Origin of the sequence: Parvimonas parva (assembly GCF_045866535.1) — a bacterium.
Lineage (GTDB): Bacteria > Bacillota > Clostridia > Tissierellales > Peptoniphilaceae > Parvimonas > Parvimonas parva.
The window spans coordinates 1,140,341-1,159,739 of record NZ_AP038371.1 but is presented as its reverse complement, the minus strand read 5'-3'; the positions used below and the strand labels follow the sequence as shown (position 1 = coordinate 1,159,739).

Below are 19,399 nucleotides of genomic sequence, written 5' to 3'. Positions count from 1 at the left end.
TAACTAGAAAGGAACTCTCTTTTATGAATAATATTATATCACAAAATCAAGAAAATATAAAACACAACCAACGTTATATCCCTCATTTACTTCAAACAAGATACCACGCTGTTAAAACTTACAGAAACGGCAATTCTGTTAGCTTTGTTTGTAGAAGATATAAAATATCCAAAGCCTCTCTTATGCGTTGGAATAAAAGATTTGATGGCTCTATTGAATCCCTTAAGGATAAATCTCATAGACCTTTATCTAAACACCCTAATTCTCATACCGATACTGAAATTTATTGGATTAAAAATCTCATTAGAAGAAATCCTAATATTTCTTTGATTGAACTTTACGCTAAACTTAAACTAAATAAAGGTTATACTAGACACCCTTGCTCTCTTTTTAGGTTTCTTAGAAAACTTGGATTTTTTAAAGACGTTAAACAGCCTTCCAAACCCTATGTTCCTAAACCTTATCATACTCCTACTAAAATTGGTGTTAAAATGCAACTTGATGTTAAATATGTTCCTAATTCTTGTTATGTTGGTAAATATCCCGATAAATTCTACCAATATACGATTATTGACGAAGCTACTCGCGAAAGGTTTATTTATCCTTTTAAGGAACAATCTTCTTATAGTACTGTTACTTTTGTTAAAATGGCTATTAAATACTTTGGTTATATTCCTGAAATTATTCAAACCGATAATGGCTTTGAATTTACACATTTTAAAGATACTAAAAGAGTTCATCCTTTTGACAAACTATGTAACGAATTGGGTATTAAACATCAATTAATCAGACCTAGAACGCCTAGACACAATGGAAAGGTTGAAAGAAGTCATAGAAATGACAATGAAAGATTTTATAGTAATCTATCTTTTTATTCTTATGAAGATTTGATTGTACAAATGAAAAAATATCTCTATAAATCTAATAGATTACCTATGCAAACTTTAAATTGGCTCTCACCTATTGAAAAACGTAAAGAATTATTAGAATTAAAGGAGAATTAATTCTCCTTTAATTCTAACATACAGGTTATATTTTTTTATAATTTTTGGTCTCACATCATTTACAAATGTACATCAAAACATGGGAAGTAGATGGTAAAGAAGTAGCACCAGGAACAGAAATCACTATAGAAAAAGATACAGAAGTAAAAGCCATCTGGAAAGATATTATGATTAAAATCATATATAATCCTAATGGTGGTAACTGGAATAATGACAGTGCAAATAAGACAATAGAAGTCAAAAAGGGAACTACAATTACGATTATGGAAGCTCCTGTAAAGGATGGATTCAAATTCAAGTATTGGAAGGGTTCAGAGTATCAGCCAGGAGATGACTATACGGCAGTTGAAGATCATACTTTCACAGCTGTATGGGAAGAGGATAAAAAACCGGGCACTCCTGATGTCAACCCTAGTGAACCGGGATCAGAGGATAAAAAACCGGGCACTCCTGATGTCAACCCTAGTGAACCGGGATCAGAGAATAAAAAACCGGGCACTCCTGATGTTAACCCTAGTGAACCAGGTTCAAAGGATAAAAATGGAACACAGTCTCGTGGAACTTCAAGTTTGAACTCAAAAAATAACAGAATACCAAAGACTGGTGTTAGTGGAATGAATATTCTCTATGCTTTTGGACTTTCATTCGCAGCATGCGGTGCACTAGTTATAAATAGAATCTCTAGAAAAGAAAAATAAGATCTATTAAACAAAAGCAAACCATATATTCAAAAACAAAAATAACCGCTCTTATGCAAAAGTATAGGAGCGGTTTTTTGCACTATTACAAAACGCCTAGAGAATTATTTTTATGTGGCTAATTTATTCTTGCAATTTAGGATCAAGGCGTGAAATAAAAAAAATAAAAAAATGTGACCTCGAAGGTTTACTTTTAAGAACAGTTGTGTTATAATAATAAATATTTGTGCGATTTATATTTTTTTTTAATATAAATATGAACTTTACTTGATGTTCATAAAAGTAAGCTATTTGATATACTATATTTGTATAAAAAGATGAAAGAGGTTGACACACAATGAAAAATATGTACACAATTTTCAGACAGACAGACAGACAGACAGACAGACAGACAGACAGAACTATAATTCTGTCTTTTTTGGGTTAGATTTTTATATTTGGCAAGAATATGTACCTGATGGATAGCTATGTATTTTTGCCAATTTTTTTTGAATATAAATAATATTAAAACGAAAGGATAAAAAAATGAAATTTAAAAAAATTACATCTACATTGATGGCTTTATTAATGATTTTTACTGTTTTTCTAGGACCTTCAACGCTAAGTGCTGAAGATGCCAAAGAGGAAGGGCATCTGCTTTCAGGATATACAACATTTGCAGATAATCAAGGTGAAAATAATTCTGAGGATAATGAATACAGTCTTAACCTCAGATTGTTTCGTCCTGATTTTTCCGATTTTGATAGCATATTTGCAACATACACAAGTTATTGGATGCATGACCCTGAACAAAAGGTTTTTGACCAAGATGAATGGGCATTAAAAGATTTTCTTGTTGAACATGAGCTTCATATAGAGGGAGAAGCAAATACAGTTGTAAAAAATATGACATATACGGCAGAGAGCTACAACTGGGATGGAAATATATCCTTTGAAGATATAAGGATTCCATACAACAAGATAGAAGTAGAATATTATAATAAAGATGACGGGAATCCAGTGGAGCCATATCTACTTCATTATGATTTATATCTTAAAAAAGCCGATGGAAAAATGATTCTGAAAATTCCAAGACTTGCACCAAAGGCAACATATAAAGGTTCAATCGAAGATGTAAAATTGATTAATGTAAAAGAAATTAAAATTAGCGAAGCTGATCCTGAAAGGAAAAATATATATTTAGATGGTGTTTCAGGCGATGATAGCTTAGACGGGAAATTGGGCAGAGCTGTCAAATCTTTTGCTCGGGCAAAGGAAATAGCTACTAACAATCAGAAAATAAAGAGAATTATCGTAGTTGGAACAACATCTATTGCGGGGGATATATCTCTAGCTGGAACAAATGCAAAGATACTCAGAGGAAAAGACTTCAACAAATATTTGTTTAAGGTGGAAGCTGGTAAAAATGCAACCTTAACTGATATAACGATTGACGGAAATTCTGACGAAAATATTGGTATTGAAAATTCCCTTGTAAGCCTTGAGGATAAATCAGAGCTGAATATTGGCAATAATGCTATATTAAGAAATAACAAAATCATGGCTATCAAAGATACTGCAACACGAGGTGGCGCGGTTAATGCTTCAAGTGCAACCGTAAATATGACTGGTGGAAGTGTTGAAAACAATCAAGCAACATATGGTGGAGGAATTTATTTATATAGTTCCACAATGAATTTTTCTGGTGGAACTGTTCAAAATAACAGGTCTGAGCTAGTGCGTGATTCATCTGTAAGTCAATATTATTCGGCTGGTGGTGGAATACTCGCATATGAGGGATCTACTATAAATATGTCAGGCAAGGCTGCGGTTTTTAATAATTTTGCCAATGAGATTGGTGGCGGTATTAGCGTAGGATCCAATCAAGCAGGAAAAACCAGCATATTGAATATGACAGGTGGAAAGATTGACGGAAATGTAGCTAAATCAGCAGGCGGCGGCATATTCATCCAAGGAGGATTGCATAGTGGCGTACAGTGCAAGGCATATATCACGGCTGGAGAAATTACAAATAACAAAATGGAAAGTGGTGGCGCGACTGAAGATGCCTTTGGCGGTGGAGGGATTTATGTCAACGGTGTCGCAAATCCATGGAAGTGGCAAGGACATGAATATTACGGTGCTAATGGCGAGCTACACCTAAAGAATGCATTGATAAGTAACAATAAATCAAATGGACAAGGTGCAGGGATTGCTTCTTGCCCGATTTCAAAAGCGAAGATATATATAAATGATGGCGTAGCTCTTTATGGAAACGAAAGTGGAACAATCGGAAACGAACTATTCCTTTACTCAAACAAATTCTTTGGACCACACAGCGGAGAAGCTAAATATAAGCTTGCAAAGCGTATGCTTGGTGGTGCGCCATTCAACTGGACTACACATGAAGGTACGCCTCTACCTGATGATAAACATGAGGGAGTTTTGAGTGTTCCTGAAGGTAAAAAGTATACTTTGCTTGCCTTGAATGCTGAGTCAGCGGGAAACGAAATGACAAAAGCGCTTACCAAGGTGATTATTTCAGGAAACTTTTCAAACACACGAGGAGCCGGCATAGGCAGTAATGGGACAATTGAGATTGGTACTGACGGTGATACAACAAATATTTCCGTAGAAAAGAAATGGAAAGAAGAAAATAATGATATAAAGTCTCGTCCTGAAAACATAAAAGTTAAGTTGATAGCAAAAATTGTCGATAAGGAGTATATTGTAGAAGAGCGAGTTATAACAGCTGAAAATGGCTGGGAAACTACTTTTAAGGATTTACCAACAGAAAACAACGGAAATAAAATAGAATATACTATCGCAGAGGATGAAGTTAGAGGCTATAAAACAGAGATAACAGGCAATGCAAAGGACGGCTTTGTCATAACAAATACCAAAGAACCTGAAAAAATAAAAGTATCCGTTGAAGGTGCTAAGACTTGGAACGATAAAAACAATCAAGACGGAAAGAGACCAACAGAAATCACAATCAATCTGTTAAAGAACGGAACTAAAGTAGCTACAAAGAAAGTTACGGAAAAAGATGGTTGGAAATGGAAATTTGAAAATCTTGACAAGTATGAGAATGGCAAACTGATTGAATACACTATATCTGAGGAAAAGGTTGAGGGCTATAAAACAGAGATAACAGGCAATGCAAAGGACGGCTTTGTCATAACAAATACCAAAGAACCTGAAAAGATAAAAGTATCTGTTGAAGGTGCTAAGACTTGGAACGATAAAAACAATCAAGACGGAAAGAGACCAACAGAAATCACAATCAATCTGTTAAAGAACGGAACTAAAGTAGCTACAAAGAAAGTTACGGAAAAAGATGGCTGGAAATGGAAATTTGAAAATCTTGACAAATATGAAAATGGGGAATTGATCAACTACACAATCGTAGAAGAAAAGGTAGAAGGTTATACAACAGAAGTAGAAGGATATAATGTTAAGAACTCATACACACCAGGAAAGACATCAGTACAAGTAACAAAGGCTTGGAAAGACGGAAATAACCAAGACGGAAAGAGACCTGAAAGCGTAACTGTTAAACTGTTTGCAGATGGAAAAGAAACAGGAAAGAAAGTTGTATTAACAAAAGATAATAACTGGACAGGAACTTTCACAGACCTTGACGAATACAAAGACGGAAAGAAAATAGAATATACTGTAAAAGAAAAAGCTGTAGGAAATGGTTATGTAAGTGTTGTTACAGGAACAGCTAAAGACGGTTATGTAGTAACTAATGTTAGAACACCAAATGTACCACCTGAAAAACCAAATAAAGAATTACCAAAAACAGGAAATGGAATGAATTTATCTTTATATGGGTTGCTTATGTTAACATCAGGTTCTTTGCCGTTACTTATTGGATATATACGCAAAAAATATACAAAGTAGCATAAGAAACAATAATAACTGTTAAATAAACATACTTTAAAATTAAATAAAACACACAATCTGAGGGGTGACTATATGTAAAATACCACTAGTTGAACTAGTGGTTTTTATTAATACTTATTTACAGACTTTTTGTCATACTCTCTTGGGGGAGACTGTATAAACGGCCTCCCTCAACATATTTTTCACAAAAAATATCTTCAAAACAGTCTAAAATAACTAATCATTCTTAGTGGATTTCAGTAATTTTGGAGATGGTTGAAAAAAATAAGAAAATATGGTAATATATGTGTAATTCATTGAAAAATATGATTTTAAGGCAGATGAACTTTCTCTAGCAAAATGCAAGGGGTAAGTCCGTCTTTTTGTGATATTTGAATTAAAGAGGAGTTTTCTATAAAGAAGGAGGAAATATGAAAGAAAAAAATAAGCAGATAAATTTAAAATGGGGCATGAGAAAACTTAGTGTAGGTCTTTGCTCCGTTGTTATTGGTGCAAGTATGATCGTTGTGCCAATAATGCCAGCCTATGCTCAGGAGGCTAGTCCGATTGCTGCGAGATTACCACAGGATGATGTAGCAGCCTCAAGATCGGTCAGTGCCAGCGGCATTGGAGATACAACACTTATCTATGCCGGTGTTACTTTTGAAAAAACAGAAGGAGATACCATCACATTAAAATGGAGCAAATGGAATGATGCAGGTACTTACTGGGAAACGGTTACAGATGACAAGAAGGATCCTGAGTATTTTGCAGGTAGATATGTTCTTGAATTCTCTGATCCTGAGTTTTACAAACAGATTGAATCCATTGAAGTAAAAAATGGTAATTTCAAAGTGAACATGGAAAAATACTACGATGGAGATCCTGAAAAAGGTGGCTCACTTTGGACACACAAAATCCTAGGCGGAGGTATGCAAGAGAACATTGTCGGCGCCAACACCATCTCTACCGTTACCATTAAACTTGCTAATGGTAGAACATTAGAATCTTTGGGGTTAAAAGATAAGAAACTTAAGTTTAATTCTATGTGGCTTACTGGCAAGGGAGGAAAGACAACTCCAAATCTAATCGCAGAAGAATCTATCAGTAGTGGATACATCTACGATAAGACAAAAGAAAAAGATAACCATAAGTCCAATCTTACAAAGGATGGCTTTACTTCTAAGGCCATGTTTGTAGAAGGGGAAAGCAAGAAGTTTGATGAAATCAGAACAGTTCATGAATATAAGCCTATCATCAAGTACGAATCTTCTACTCCAGGAAAAGGGTATGCAGCTGTAATTGAAGAAACTTTCCCAGCTGAACTTGTAGATTTCATTGACTGGGATAATGTGTATATTTATTCTTCAGATATCAATGGCAATCCTACAGAAAATGTAGTGAAAACTAGAATTGATAAACCTAACGGTGGAGTTATTAATACTTTTAATTCTCCTGCGATGAGTCATAAAAATGTAAGTTCTTATGGTGAAGTTACTAAAGTTAGAAGTTACATTCAAACTAATGTGTTAACTGCTGGTGCAGGAGGAGTTGGTTTCTATACAATCTCATATAAGCTAAAGGATTCTTTGAAGAATCCGGAAGCGGCAAAGAAGATTATTGAAGCTGCAAAGCAGACAGATAACAATAGCTTCCTACCGTTTTCTTCTCGCCTTTATGCAGATTGGCCAGATAAGCAGATTCCATTATTCGGTAAAGATAACGGAGATCCTTGGAAGATTCTGGAAAACTCTGAACACAACAGCGTACTGGACGTAAGAGATACAGACGGTGATGGTCTTCTTGATTTTGTTGAATATCAATACGGTGCAAATCCGAACCTAGTAGATACAGATGGAGATGGTGTGCCTGATGGACAGGAAGTACAGGTGGATAATACTAAACCAAACGATGCTTCTGATTATATCGTAAAGGAACCGACTGTTGAAAAGACAACTTACAGCCCTGCTGTAGAAAACAAGATTAAGGGAACACTTCCAAAACCTCTAATCAAGAACCCTGCAAAGCCGGAGGAAGATTTAAAGGTTACAGATGAAAAGGCGGGAGATGCCATTGTAAAGCTTCATCCATATGACGCTAATACAAAGACCTATGATAAGACTAAGGTACTTGCTGAAGTAAAAATTCCATTTGATAAATTGGAAAAAGGCGAATTTGAAATGACATTACCTGCTAATACAGTAGAAGATGGTTCAAAAGGTCAGATTGTAGCCTACGCACCAAATGGGGAACATGCTATTGCTGGACCGGTTCTTAACTTTAACTTGACAGATGCAGAGAAGTTTAAGCCGGAAGCAGAAAAAGAAATAGTTCCTTTTGGCGGAACGTATAACTTGACTGATAATATCAAGAAATTTACAGATGCAAAAGGCAGCACAGTTACTCCCGAGCTTGACGATAAAACTCCATTTGAAGATATTACAGCTGAAGGTGCTATTAATGTCAACCAACCGGGTGAATACACAGGTAAGGTAAGGGTAAAATACAAGGATGGCTCTACAGAAGATGTGGAAGTTCCAGTAACAGTACTTGCAAAAGTCATTGATCAGACAAAAAATCCTGATGCGACAACACCAGACGGCTACCATAGAGTAACCTTCGTAGCAGGAGATGGAGTAAACGAATTAACAAATCCACCGGTATACGATGTAAAAGACGGTGTAGCATTACCAGCTGATAAATATCCACAAGTAACAGCAAAAGACCGATACAAAGATCCAGTATGGTCAACACCAGCAGGAACAGCAATCACAGCAGAAAATGCAACAATTACAGCAACAGCTACAAAAACAGATGCAGCAGAAAAAAGTGCAACGCCGGTAATTGATGATACAAAAGCTGGTGCTACAAAGATTACAGGTACAGGTGGCGTCAAAGGCGCAACATTAACTGTAACAAATGGCGAAGATATCATAGGCGAAGCAACAATAAATGATGACGGAACATGGGAAGTAACAGTACCAGATGATGTTAGAATTGGTGAAGGCGACACAATAAAAGCTATCCAACAAGAAGAAGGAAAACAACCATCAGACGAAGCAACAAAAACGGTAGCAAAAGCACAACAAGAAAGTGCAAAACCAGAAATCACAGCACCAAAAGCAGGAGATACAAGCGTATCAGGTAAAGGTATACCAGGAGCAAAAGTTGTATTAAAAGACAAAGGTGGTAACAAGATTGGTGAAGCAACAGTTGGTCAAGATGGAACTTGGAAAGTTGATAACATTCCAGCAGACAAATTAGTTGAAGGAGAAAAAGTAACAGTTGAACAAACAGAACCAGGAAAGAAACCATCAAGTACAGACGCAACAATAGGTGCAAAAGCACAAGAAGACAAGAAAACATCAGTTGATGAAACAGGTAAGAAACCAGTTAAACCAACAGATGACAAACAATACACTGGCGTAAAGGTAAACAATCCTGATAAAGATACAAAAGTATCAGCCAAAGATGAAGACGGTAAAGATGTACCAGCAGAAATCGACGGAAATGGTAATATCATAGTAACACCAGGTAAGAACGTAGATGGACCAATCACAGTAACAGTAGAAGATCCAGACATACCAGGTGGAAAAGTCAAAGTTGAAGTACCAGTTGAAGGCCACAAGAAAGGCCGAGACGACAATGGTTCTGACACAACACCAGAAGACAAAAAAACATCAGTTGATGAAACAGGTAAGAAACCAGTTAAACCAACAAATGACAAACAAGACACTGGCGTAAAGGTAAACAATCCTGATAAAGATACAAAAGTATCAGCCAAAGACGAAGATGGTAAAGATGTACCAGCAGAAATCGACAAAAATGGCAATATCGTAGTAACACCAGGTAAGAACGTAGATGGACCAATCACAGTAACAGTAGAAGATCCAGAGCTACCAGGTGGAAAAGTTGTAGTTGAAGTTGAAGTTGAAGGTCATAAGAAAGGCCAAGATGACAACAACTCTGAAACAACTCCAGGTGGAACAACAGATCCTACAAATCCAACTAATCCAACAAAACCTGGCGATGACAATAAACCTGGCGATGATAATAAACCATCAGACAAGACTATCGCTGATAAGGTAGATCCAACAGTTCCAGGAAAGACTAAAGTAAAAGATCCTTCTAACTTAACTGATGAAGAAAAATCTAAGGTTAAAGAAGCTATTGAAAAAGCTAATAAGGATAAATTTCCGCAAGGAACAAAGGTTGAAATTGGAAAAGATGGTACAGCTACTATCACTTATCCAGATGGATCAAAAGACACTATAAAAGGTAGTGATTTAGTTGAAAAGATTGCTGATACATCAACTAGACCTTCTAGACAAGACAAACCATCTAAGAACTTACCAAAGACAGGTATTGAATCAGAAGCTATGATAATGGCTGCTACAGCTCTATCTACTTTAGGTGGATTGTATGTTTCAAAGAAGAAAAAGGAAGATGAACAAGAATAAATTACTTTGAAATATTTAAGTAAAAATTTGAGTCAGAATCCGAAAAATAGTAGGTACAAAACCCATTGATAATGGAATTGTAACCAAAATGATAGTGCTGGAGGTGAGTGAAAAACTCACCTCCAAATCTATATAAAGAATTACAAAGAATAGTTATGGTATTTTTTGTAGAGGGATGGAAATATGCAAAAGAAGAAACGATAGAGGTTGAAAAACTTACTGGCGATAATATATAAAGTTTTGATTTATTTTGACAAACTTTATAAAGTTATGAACGATGTTGAACACAGACAGTTAATAGAAGCACTCATTTCAGAAATTCAAATTTATGAAGAAAAGCAGGCAAATGGGCAATGGCTAAAATTCATTACTTTTAAGCTACCTATCATAGATGAGGATCTAAATATAAGTTTGGATAATGATGAACAAGTCGAAAGTATTTGTTTATTTGAAAAATAGTAAATATGTATAACAACAAAGGAACTTGCTTAGGCAAGTTCCTTTTACATTAATGGTGCGAATAGTTTTAATAGTGATTGTAATATTCTTGTGATTAATTTTCTTTTCTTTATCCATTCTGGTGTAATGGCTATGGATTTTTTTAATGTTCTTTCAAAATCTCTTTTTACATCTTTTATTATTGGAGTTCCGAATGTCCAAACGGCACATTCAAAGTGTAGGTATAGACTTCTGTAATCTAAGTTTATGCTACCTATTACTACAAATTCATCATCGCAAACAAAATTTTTTGCGTGAATAAATCCTTTTTCAAATTCATAAATTTTTACTCCGTTGTCGATAAGTCTTTTGTAAAAAGAACGTGTTAGTAAATGGATATATTTTTTGTCTGGAATATGTGGAGTTATTATTCTAACGTCAACTCCGGTTTTTGCTGCGCTTATTAGTGCGTTTTCCATTTCCCAAGTTATGATTAGATAAGGCGTTGTAATGTAAATATATCTGTTTGCACGTCTAATCATATTTAAGTACATATTCTCACTTGTAGATTCTTCAATTGGGGTTTCCGAAAATGGAATTACAACTCCAAGTTCTTCTTTTATATTTGAATTTTTTTCAATATCTTTTTTATCATACAGGCTATTTAAATCTGTATTTTCTCCTGTCGAGTAATCCCAGAGAGATATAAACATATTTATAAAAGAGGCAACGGCATGTCCTTCAAGCTTTAATACAGAATCTTTCCAGTAACCGTATTTTTCGATTACATTTATATATTCATCAGCTATATTTATTCCACCGGTATAAGCTATTTTTCCATCTATTATGGTCATTTTTCTATGTGTTCGGTTATTGTGTTTTGGCAAAATAATTCCATGTATTTGATTAAATTCTACAATTTTTATTCCATAGCTTTTCATTTCTTCTATTTTTTTGTTGGATAGAGTAAAAATACTTCCAACATCATCTAAAATTATTTTTACATCTAATCCTTTTTCAGCTTTTTCTTTTAAAATTTTTAAAACAGAATCTAAGAAAAAACCTTCAGAAATTATAAAGTATTCCATAAAAATAAATTTTTTCGCACTCTTTAAGTCATTCAAATATTCTTCAAAACTTTTTTCCCCCGATGAAAAATATTTTGTCTTAGTATTAAAGAATACCGGACTACCGGTAGCCGTATTTACATATTTTGCTTGTCTATATACATTCATATCAGAGTCATTTAAGTTTTCTATATCGTAATCTTTTGTTAAATCCATTGAGTCTTTGAACTTTATAGAAAAGTTAAAAAGTCTTTTTTTAACTGATTTCAAAAGACGTTTTTCCCCAAAAGTTAGATATATTATACCACCTAAGAAAGGCAGAGCGATAGAAATTAATATCCAAGTTATCTTAAAAGCAGGATTTATATTGTCATTTATGATTATAAATGTAAAAATCATACCAACAATTAAATTTAAACCATACAAATAAATAAAATATTTATTAAAATATAGTAAAAATATAATTAAAAGAGTTAATTGTATTAAAAACATACAAGTTATAAAGAAAATCCTACTAAAAATAAAATTAAAAAATTTTTTCATTTTTTCTCCTAAATTATAATAAAGGTAAACAAAAAGTACATTTTACAATGTACTTGATTTTTGGCGTTCCCGGGGGGAATCGAACCCTCAACGGTCCCTTAGGAGGGGACTGTTATATCCATTTAACTACGAGAACATACTAAAGAAAGCTTATGAGCTTTCTTTTAATTTTTTAAATTCTTCTCTTTCCATTTTTGAAAAGATGCAACCACAATAATCTTGTCGATACATTCCAAACATTAATGAAAGTTCTACACTTCTTTTATATCCATTTCTTTTTTTAAAATCAGATGGAAGGTGCTTTACTCCGATTTCTTCAGCAACTTTTTGTCCGATTTCGTTTAAAATTTGTGAATTTTTATGTGGACTTATAGTAAGTGTTGTCGTGAAGTAGTCAAAATTTTCTGCTTTTGCTAAAATTCCAGCCTCTCTAAGTCTTAATTCATAACAATTATGGCAACGGATTGAGCCTTCTCTCATCTTTTCCATTCCCTTAACTGTTCTGTAAAATCTATCTACATCATATTTTCCAACGACCATATTTATTGGATATTTTCCTTTTATTTTTTCGATAAGTTTTCTTTGCTCTTCAACTCTGAAAAAATATTCTTCCTTTGGATAAATATTCGGATTGTAATAAAAAATTGTAATTCTAAAATAGTTAGACAAATATTCAAGACAATAGCTACTACAAGGGCCACAACAAGAATGTAGTAGAAGTGTTGGAACGTATTCTTTTTTTTCGTTTTCTTTTATTATATTGTCCAACAATAGTTGATAATTTTCTTTCATATCTGCCTCCTTATCAATTTATTTTATCATAACTGTTAAGAAAAATCAAATATTTTTAATGTTGACAATAATATATATGTTCAGTATAATGTACATAAGGAGATGGTTTTATGATTAATACAACTATAACAAATTTTAGAAAAAATTTATTTTCTTATGTTGAAAGTGCTGTTGAGTATAATGATATTTTAAATATAAGTACAAAAAATGGAAATGCGATTTTAATAAATGAAGAAGAGTATATAGGTTTGATTGAAACTTTATATTTAATTTCTAATCCTGAAAGTAAAGAAAAATTAGATTATGCGATAGATTTGAAAGCGGAAGATTGTGAAGAATTTTCTTGGGAATAGTTATGGAATATAGGATACTTATAAGTAAAAAGGTAAAGAAAGATGTTGAGTTAATAAAGTCTTTGCCGAACTTAAAGAAAAATGTGGATAATCTTTTAAAATTGATTTCAAAAAATCCATTTCAAACCCCGCCGACTTATGAAAAACTTGTTGGAAACTACAAAGGAATGTATTCCAGAAGAATAAATAGACAACATAGACTGGTTTACAAAGTTAAAGAAGAATGTAAAGCTGTAATTATTGTAAGTATGTGGAGTTATTACGAATTTTAAATGAATGGAGAGAACTATGAGAAATATTATGCTCACTTTAAGTTATGATGGTAGTTTGTTTTTTGGTTTTCAAAAGCAAGATGATGTTGTAACTGTTCAAGGAGAGATTGAAAAGGCTTTGAAAAAAATTACCGGAGAAGATATAAATATTATTTCTGCCGGAAGAACGGACAGGGGTGTTCATTCTTTAAGGCATATTATAAATTTTCATACCGAAAGTAGTGTTGGAGTTTTAAATTTTAAAACTGCTTTGAATCATTTTTTACCTGTTGGTGTTAGAGTTTTGGATTCTAAAGAGGTTTCAAAAGATTTTCATGCAAGATTTGATGCAAAGATGAAAACTTATAAATACATTTTAAATTTAGACGAAGTTATGGACCCGATTTATTATAATTACAAGGCGAATTTTCCTTATCCATTAGATATTGAAAAAATGCAAAGAGCAAAGGAAAATTTTATCGGAAGAAAGAGTTTTAAATCTTTTATGGGGCCTAGAACGGACAATACCAATCCTGTTAGGGAGATTAAGTCTTTTGAAATCTACAAAGAAAATAATGATATAATTTTTTTGATTAAGGGTCAAAGTTTTATCAGAAATCAAGTTAGAATAATGGTTGGAACTCTTGTAGATATCGGAAGAGGTATGATTTGTGAAAATGAACTTAAAAATATTTTAAAAAGTGAGGACAGAACAAAGGCGGGAGTTACTTTAAGTCCTAATGGTCTTTACTTAATGGAGATTTTGTATGACGAATTTTAAAGATTTAGATTTTTTAGTTGAAAGTTTAAGAAAAGTAGATAATGGAAAAAATCATATTTTTATTACAGGAAATATAAAAGTTGGGAAAACTACACTTTTAAAAGCCTTTATAGAAAAATATTACAAGGATTCAAAAATTGATGGAATTATGACCGAACTTGTTATAACTGATTTATTTAGAATTGAGCTTTTTAGATATGGAACTGATGAAAGATTTGTAATCGGAGAAAGAAAAAACGAAATGGAATTTTTTGATGATGTTTTTTTGAAAAAAAGTTTTGAGTTTATGGAAGATTTTAAAGATAATGATATTTTAATTTTTGATGAAATTGGAAATAAGGAATTACACTTAAGAGAATATTCAAAAAAATTGCTTTCTCTTTTTGAAAAAAATCGTATTTTTGCAGTATTAAAAAAAGCGGGTAATCCAATTTTTGAAAATTTAAAAAAGCTTAATAATTTTGTGATTTTTGATTTGGATAAGTTTTATGAATAGAGATAAATATTTTATGAGCCTTGCTTTAAAAGAGGCAAAGAAGGCTTATGATAAGGGAGAAGTACCGGTCGGTTGTGTCATTGTAAAAGATGATAAAGTAATTGCAAGAGGGCGTAATAGGGTTTTAAGTAAAAAAAGTGGAGTTTATCACGCAGAGATTGTTGCGATTAACAAAGCTGGACAAAAACTTGGAGATTTCAGGCTTGAAGATACGGAACTTTTTGTAACTCTTGAGCCTTGTTGTATGTGTGCCGGTGCGATTGTAAATAGCCGGATAAAGAGAGTTGTCATCGGGGCAATGGATATTAAGCGTGGCTTTTGTGGCTCAATCGAAAATGTTTTGGATAGACAGGAACTTAATCACAGGTCGATAGTTGAAACAGGAGTTTTGGAAAAGGAATGTTTGGATATTTTACAAGATTTTTTCAAAAATTTGAGGAGTGAAAAGAAAAGTAAATGAAATTAGTTGTTTGTTTGGATAAGAATAATGGAATTAGTTTTTTTGGTAAAAGACAAAGTCAAGATGAATTGCAAAGAAAAAATCTTTTTGAATTGATTGGAAATTCAAAATTTTTCTTAACAGAAAATAGTTTTGACTTATATCAAGACTTTGAATTTAACTTTGAAATTATTTCTGAAAAAACTGAAATTTTAGAAGATTCTGTTTTTTTGTATGAAGGAGAAGAATTAGAAAGATTTTTACCTTTTGTTGATGAGATAATTTGTTATTTTTGGAATAGAGATTATCCTTTTGATGAAACTTTTGAAGAATTTTTAAAGCCAAATTGGAAAGAAAAGGAAAGTTTTGAGTTTGAAGGGAAAAGCCACGAAAAGATAACTAGAAAGATATTTAAAAGGGAGAACAATAATGAGTAGAAAAGACAAAAATTTATTATTTAGAATGGCCATTTTTGTTGTTATAATATTAGGAACATTTGTCTATCGTAATTACATAAAAAAAGAAATTAAGGAAAGCAAAGTAACTAATATAGTTGGGCTTGATATAAATAATTTACCTGAATATAAAGGAAAGCCGTATGTAGTTATAAATAACAACGAGCCGAATTTTGAAAAAAGTGAACTTGTTACAAAGTCTTTTGAAAAATATTCAGAGCTTGACAGCTTAAAAAGATGTGGAGTTGCTGATTCTATCATTGGCAAAGATTTGATGCCAACTTCAAAGAGAGAAAATATTTCTTCGGTTAAACCTAGTGGTTGGAAATCTATAAAATACAACGGAATTGACGGGAAAAGTTTGTATAACCGTTGCCATTTGATTGGTTTTCAACTTGCAGGAGAAAATGCAAACAAAAGAAATCTTATAACCGGAACAAGATACTTGAATACGAAAGGAATGTTGCCTTTTGAAAATATGGTTGCAGACTATGTGAAAGAAAAAAATCATCATGTAAGATACAGAGTAACTCCAATTTTCGTGGGAAATGAACTCGTTGCAAGAGGTGTACAAATGGAGGCAATTTCTATTGAAGATAATGGAAAAGCAGTTAAATTTAATGTATATTGTTTTAATGTTCAACCAAATATAGAAATAGATTACAAAACAGGAAATTCAAGAAAGAAATAAGTTTTAGGAGATTTTTATGAAAAATTTTAAAAAATATTTAGTTATTCTGTTTTGTTTGACTTTACTTTCAGCTTGTGGAAGAGATAAGATTGTACTTCCAAAACCGCCTGATTTAGATTATATTAAAGTTGTAAGAGTTACGAACAAAATAGATGAAAAAGAAATTTTGAAAATCGAAAATCAAGAAGAAATAAAAAATTTTGTAGATGAAATTTCAGGAGCAACAAAAACTAAAGAACAATCCATTCAAGATGAGCCTGTAAATGTGGATATGTATTTTAAAGTTGAATTTTATCACAAAGTTTCTAAAGATAATCCGTCAAAATTATATATTTATAAAACTAAAAAATATACAGAAAAAGAATATATTTACTTCGAACAACCTTACAGAGGAATATTTAAAAAGAATTCAAACGACTTAAAATTTATTAAAGGATTACAGTAAAACGAAAAAAATTTAAACAACTATTTGATTAATAGTTGCTTTTTTATTTGTAATTATGTAAAATATATTTGAACGATTTTTTTCTTGCTTTAGTTTTAAACAATTAACGCAAATAAAAAATTGTTCATGTTGAAAAAGGAGGGATTTTAAATGATTGAATTCAAAAATGTATCAAAAGTTTTTTCTAAAGGTGTTAAGGCTGTTGATAATGTTAGTTTCAAGATTGACGAGGGAGAAATTTTTGGATTTCTAGGTCCAAATGGGGCAGGAAAGAGTACAAGTTTAAAAATGTTAGTTGGAATTTTAGAACAAACTGAAGGTAAAATTACAGTTAACGGAGTTGATACTCTTGAAAATTCTATAAAAGTTAAGGAAATGATTAGTTATGTTCCTGACAATCCTGATATTTATACAAAAATGACAGGGATAAAATATTTGAATTTTATTGCTGATATTTATGGTATAGATGAAAAGGTTAGAAAAGAAAAAATTGAAGAGTACAATAAAAAGCTAGAACTTGGAGATGCTATTTACAGTACGATAGAAAGTTATTCACATGGTATGCGTCAAAAATTGGTTTTAATTGGCGCGTTAATCACTTCTCCTAAGGTTTTAATTCTTGACGAGCCTATGGTTGGTCTTGATGTAAAAACTTCTTTCAACTTAAAAACTATTTTGAGAGAATTTGCTGATAGTGGAAATACTGTAATTTTTTCAACTCATGTTATGGAAGTTGCAGAAAAGATTTGTGATAAATTAGTCATAATAAATAAAGGAAAAATTGCATTTTGTGGTAAATTATCTGAACTTAAGACTGAAGAAAATTCAAATGAAGATTTAGAAAAAATCTTCTTGGAGTTGACAGATAATGAATAAATCTAAATTATGGACTTTAATTAAATATTTTGTTTCCATAGATTTTTTTGCAATTTTATCTATAAAGCAAAATTTGAAACTTAAAGGTAAAAAGTCAGCTGGTTTTCAAGGAATAATGTCTGTATTGTTTATATTGGGCTTATTTGTTTGGGGAGCTCCTCAACTTGGTAAATTTTTTGCCGGATATTTAAAGACAGATGTAGGTAGTGCATACTTAACAACTTTTTCTGTTGGAATGTTTGTTGTAACTGTATTTTTGTCTTTGGCAACGGCATTTGTTTTTATTGAAAAGAATAATGAAACGGAAATATTATTGTCTTTACCGGTTTCAGGTAGCGATATATTTTTATCAAGAATATACTCTTTAGCAATTACATTTTTTATATCATTCTTTTTGATTTTTATAATTGCATTTGGTATAACAGGTTATACACTTGGCAAGAGTATTGAGTTTTATATCTTTACATTCTTAGGATTGTTTTTACTTAATTTACAAGCGATTCTTTTTACAGGTGTTATAATAATTATTTTTGGTAAATTGGTAAGAACAAGTAAAATATTCAATAGATTTTTGAAATTAATCTATGGAGTATTTGCACTTGGCTTATTTGGGGCTTATATGGTATTTACACAAACTGTATCAAATCCATCTTTGGGACTTACAGTTACAGAAGTGCTTAAAGATTTTGAAGGTAAATTATCTAAAGTGTTCTTCTTTGTAATGTGGATAAAAAAAATAATTCTTTCAAATGATATAGTTACGTCAATTACAAACTTAGGAATTGGTTTAGTTATCTGTTTGGCACTTTCGTTTGTTTTGAAATTTTTTGCACAAAGAAACTATCTTGAAATTTTAAGAAGTGTAAATGTGGTTTCAAAAGAAAGTAAAGCAGTTATCGAAAAGAGAAAGAAACAAGGAGTTTCACAAGGAAGACAATATAAATTTATGGTATTATTCAAAAAAGAATTTTACGAAATAATAACAACACCAACATATTTTATGCAAATAGTTATAATAGATATAATGTTAGTTGTTGGAGCTTGTATTGGAGTATTTTATGGAATTTCAGAGAAAGACCAAATAAATATGGCTTTGAATCTATTTTTAGCTAATGTATCTATTGGATATATGGTTTCTGCTGCATTTGGAGTTGGTGCTATATTTGGACTTTTCTGTGGACTTTCTTCACTTACGACAAGCTCTGTTTCAAGAGAGGGAAAATCTTTTTGGATATTGGCAAGTGCACCAATAAATGTTAATACACATATACTTCCAAGAATATTTGCTTGTCAAGCATTACATTTTATAACAGTTTTTGTTATTGTGGTGCTTTCTATGTTGATTTATGTTTTTAATCCTCTTTGCTATATAGCAGTTTTACTTGGAATGGCTTTAACATTATTCACAAGTGGAAGTTTGAATATGATTTTAGGATTGATAAATCCATATTTTGATTGGAAAACACCAAAAGAGGCGTTAAATGGTGGCGCTGGTGGAATAAATGTATTTGTTTCAATCTTAATAAATTATGGACTATATGCCTTAATAATATTTTTAACAGTTAAACTTTCACAATGGAATTACGAATTACCTTATATAGTTCTAGCAAATGTTGTTATAATTTCAATAGCAACAGTAATTTCTTATCTAATAGATGTGAAATTATTTAAAAGATTATTAAAAAGATTATAAAAAAATGTAAAAAAATAGCGACTTTCACAGTCGCTGTTTTTATGTCG

The 19,399-nt window shown here is 32.0% G+C and carries 16 protein-coding genes, 1 tRNA gene and 1 pseudogene; 15 read left to right on the top strand and 3 right to left on the bottom strand.

Annotated elements, in window-relative coordinates; all coding sequences use genetic code 11:
- The first annotated feature begins 23 nt into the window (after positions 1-23).
- The 5 genes and pseudogenes from ACKTSI_RS05735 to ACKTSI_RS05715 form a co-directional block, all read left to right on the top strand.
- On the top strand, positions 24-1,004 hold the full coding sequence (locus ACKTSI_RS05735; protein ID WP_407862668.1) for a DDE-type integrase/transposase/recombinase: 981 nt from the start codon (positions 24-26) through the stop codon (positions 1,002-1,004).
- 65 nt (positions 1,005-1,069) lie between these two features.
- Positions 1,070-1,702: an InlB B-repeat-containing protein gene (locus ACKTSI_RS05730; protein WP_407862686.1), complete on the top strand. Its 633-nt coding sequence runs from the start codon at positions 1,070-1,072 to the stop codon at positions 1,700-1,702.
- Positions 1,703-2,269: 567 nt separating this feature from the next.
- The gene (locus ACKTSI_RS05725) at positions 2,270-5,590 is read left to right on the top strand and encodes a Cna B-type domain-containing protein (protein WP_407862685.1); all 3,321 of its coding nucleotides are present in this window, start codon (positions 2,270-2,272) and stop codon (positions 5,588-5,590) included.
- Between the two features lie 413 nt (positions 5,591-6,003).
- Entirely contained in the window at positions 6,004-10,032 is a 4,029-nt protein-coding gene (locus ACKTSI_RS05720) for a Rib/alpha-like domain-containing protein (RefSeq protein ID WP_407862684.1), read from the top strand.
- Between the two features lie 185 nt (positions 10,033-10,217).
- Positions 10,218-10,491, top strand: a pseudogene (locus tag ACKTSI_RS05715) (recombinase family protein); the annotation flags it as partial.
- A gap of 44 nt (positions 10,492-10,535) precedes the next feature.
- Here ACKTSI_RS05715 and cls read toward each other — a convergent pair.
- From cls to ACKTSI_RS05700, 3 genes are all read right to left on the bottom strand, one after another.
- Entirely contained in the window at positions 10,536-12,080 is a 1,545-nt protein-coding gene (gene cls, locus ACKTSI_RS05710) for a cardiolipin synthase (RefSeq protein WP_288868559.1), read from the bottom strand.
- A gap of 61 nt (positions 12,081-12,141) precedes the next feature.
- Positions 12,142-12,216, bottom strand: a tRNA-Arg gene (locus ACKTSI_RS05705).
- Between the two features lie 14 nt (positions 12,217-12,230).
- On the bottom strand, positions 12,231-12,872 hold the full coding sequence (locus ACKTSI_RS05700; protein WP_068473177.1) for an epoxyqueuosine reductase QueH: 642 nt from the start codon (positions 12,870-12,872) through the stop codon (positions 12,231-12,233).
- Positions 12,873-12,982: 110 nt separating this feature from the next.
- Between ACKTSI_RS05700 and ACKTSI_RS05695 the strand changes: the two genes are divergently transcribed.
- The 10 genes from ACKTSI_RS05695 (at position 12,983) to ACKTSI_RS05650 (ending at position 19,352) form a co-directional block, all read left to right on the top strand.
- Positions 12,983-13,225: a type II toxin-antitoxin system Phd/YefM family antitoxin gene (locus ACKTSI_RS05695; RefSeq protein ID WP_407862683.1), complete on the top strand. Its 243-nt coding sequence runs from the start codon at positions 12,983-12,985 to the stop codon at positions 13,223-13,225.
- Between the two features lie 2 nt (positions 13,226-13,227).
- A complete protein-coding gene (locus tag ACKTSI_RS05690; protein WP_407862682.1) occupies positions 13,228-13,497 on the top strand; it encodes a Txe/YoeB family addiction module toxin in 270 nt (89 codons plus the stop codon).
- A gap of 16 nt (positions 13,498-13,513) precedes the next feature.
- Positions 13,514-14,257 carry a tRNA pseudouridine(38-40) synthase TruA gene (truA, locus tag ACKTSI_RS05685; RefSeq protein ID WP_407862681.1) on the top strand — a complete coding sequence of 248 codons (744 nt, stop codon included), beginning with the start codon at positions 13,514-13,516 and terminating at the stop codon, positions 14,255-14,257.
- Entirely contained in the window at positions 14,244-14,753 is a 510-nt protein-coding gene (locus ACKTSI_RS05680) for a nucleoside-triphosphatase (protein ID WP_407862680.1), read from the top strand. The genes truA and ACKTSI_RS05680 overlap by 14 nt, the downstream gene beginning before the upstream one ends.
- Positions 14,746-15,213 (top strand): tRNA adenosine(34) deaminase TadA, encoded by a 468-nt coding sequence (tadA, locus tag ACKTSI_RS05675; RefSeq protein WP_407862679.1) that lies wholly within the window; start codon positions 14,746-14,748, stop codon positions 15,211-15,213. Before ACKTSI_RS05680 ends, tadA begins: the two co-directional genes overlap by 8 nt.
- The gene (locus ACKTSI_RS05670; protein ID WP_068473161.1) at positions 15,210-15,629 is read left to right on the top strand and encodes a hypothetical protein; all 420 of its coding nucleotides are present in this window, start codon (positions 15,210-15,212) and stop codon (positions 15,627-15,629) included. Before tadA ends, ACKTSI_RS05670 begins: the two co-directional genes overlap by 4 nt.
- Positions 15,622-16,338, top strand: coding sequence for a DNA/RNA non-specific endonuclease (locus ACKTSI_RS05665; RefSeq protein ID WP_407862678.1), 717 nt, complete (start codon positions 15,622-15,624; stop codon positions 16,336-16,338). Before ACKTSI_RS05670 ends, ACKTSI_RS05665 begins: the two co-directional genes overlap by 8 nt.
- Before the next feature lie 16 nt (positions 16,339-16,354).
- Positions 16,355-16,783: a DUF5301 domain-containing protein gene (locus tag ACKTSI_RS05660; RefSeq protein WP_407862677.1), complete on the top strand. Its 429-nt coding sequence runs from the start codon at positions 16,355-16,357 to the stop codon at positions 16,781-16,783.
- 150 nt (positions 16,784-16,933) lie between these two features.
- The gene (locus tag ACKTSI_RS05655; RefSeq protein WP_068473153.1) at positions 16,934-17,659 is read left to right on the top strand and encodes an ABC transporter ATP-binding protein; all 726 of its coding nucleotides are present in this window, start codon (positions 16,934-16,936) and stop codon (positions 17,657-17,659) included.
- Positions 17,652-19,352 carry a hypothetical protein gene (locus ACKTSI_RS05650; RefSeq protein ID WP_407862676.1) on the top strand — a complete coding sequence of 567 codons (1,701 nt, stop codon included), beginning with the start codon at positions 17,652-17,654 and terminating at the stop codon, positions 19,350-19,352. Before ACKTSI_RS05655 ends, ACKTSI_RS05650 begins: the two co-directional genes overlap by 8 nt.
- Positions 19,353-19,399: the final 47 nt, after the last annotated feature.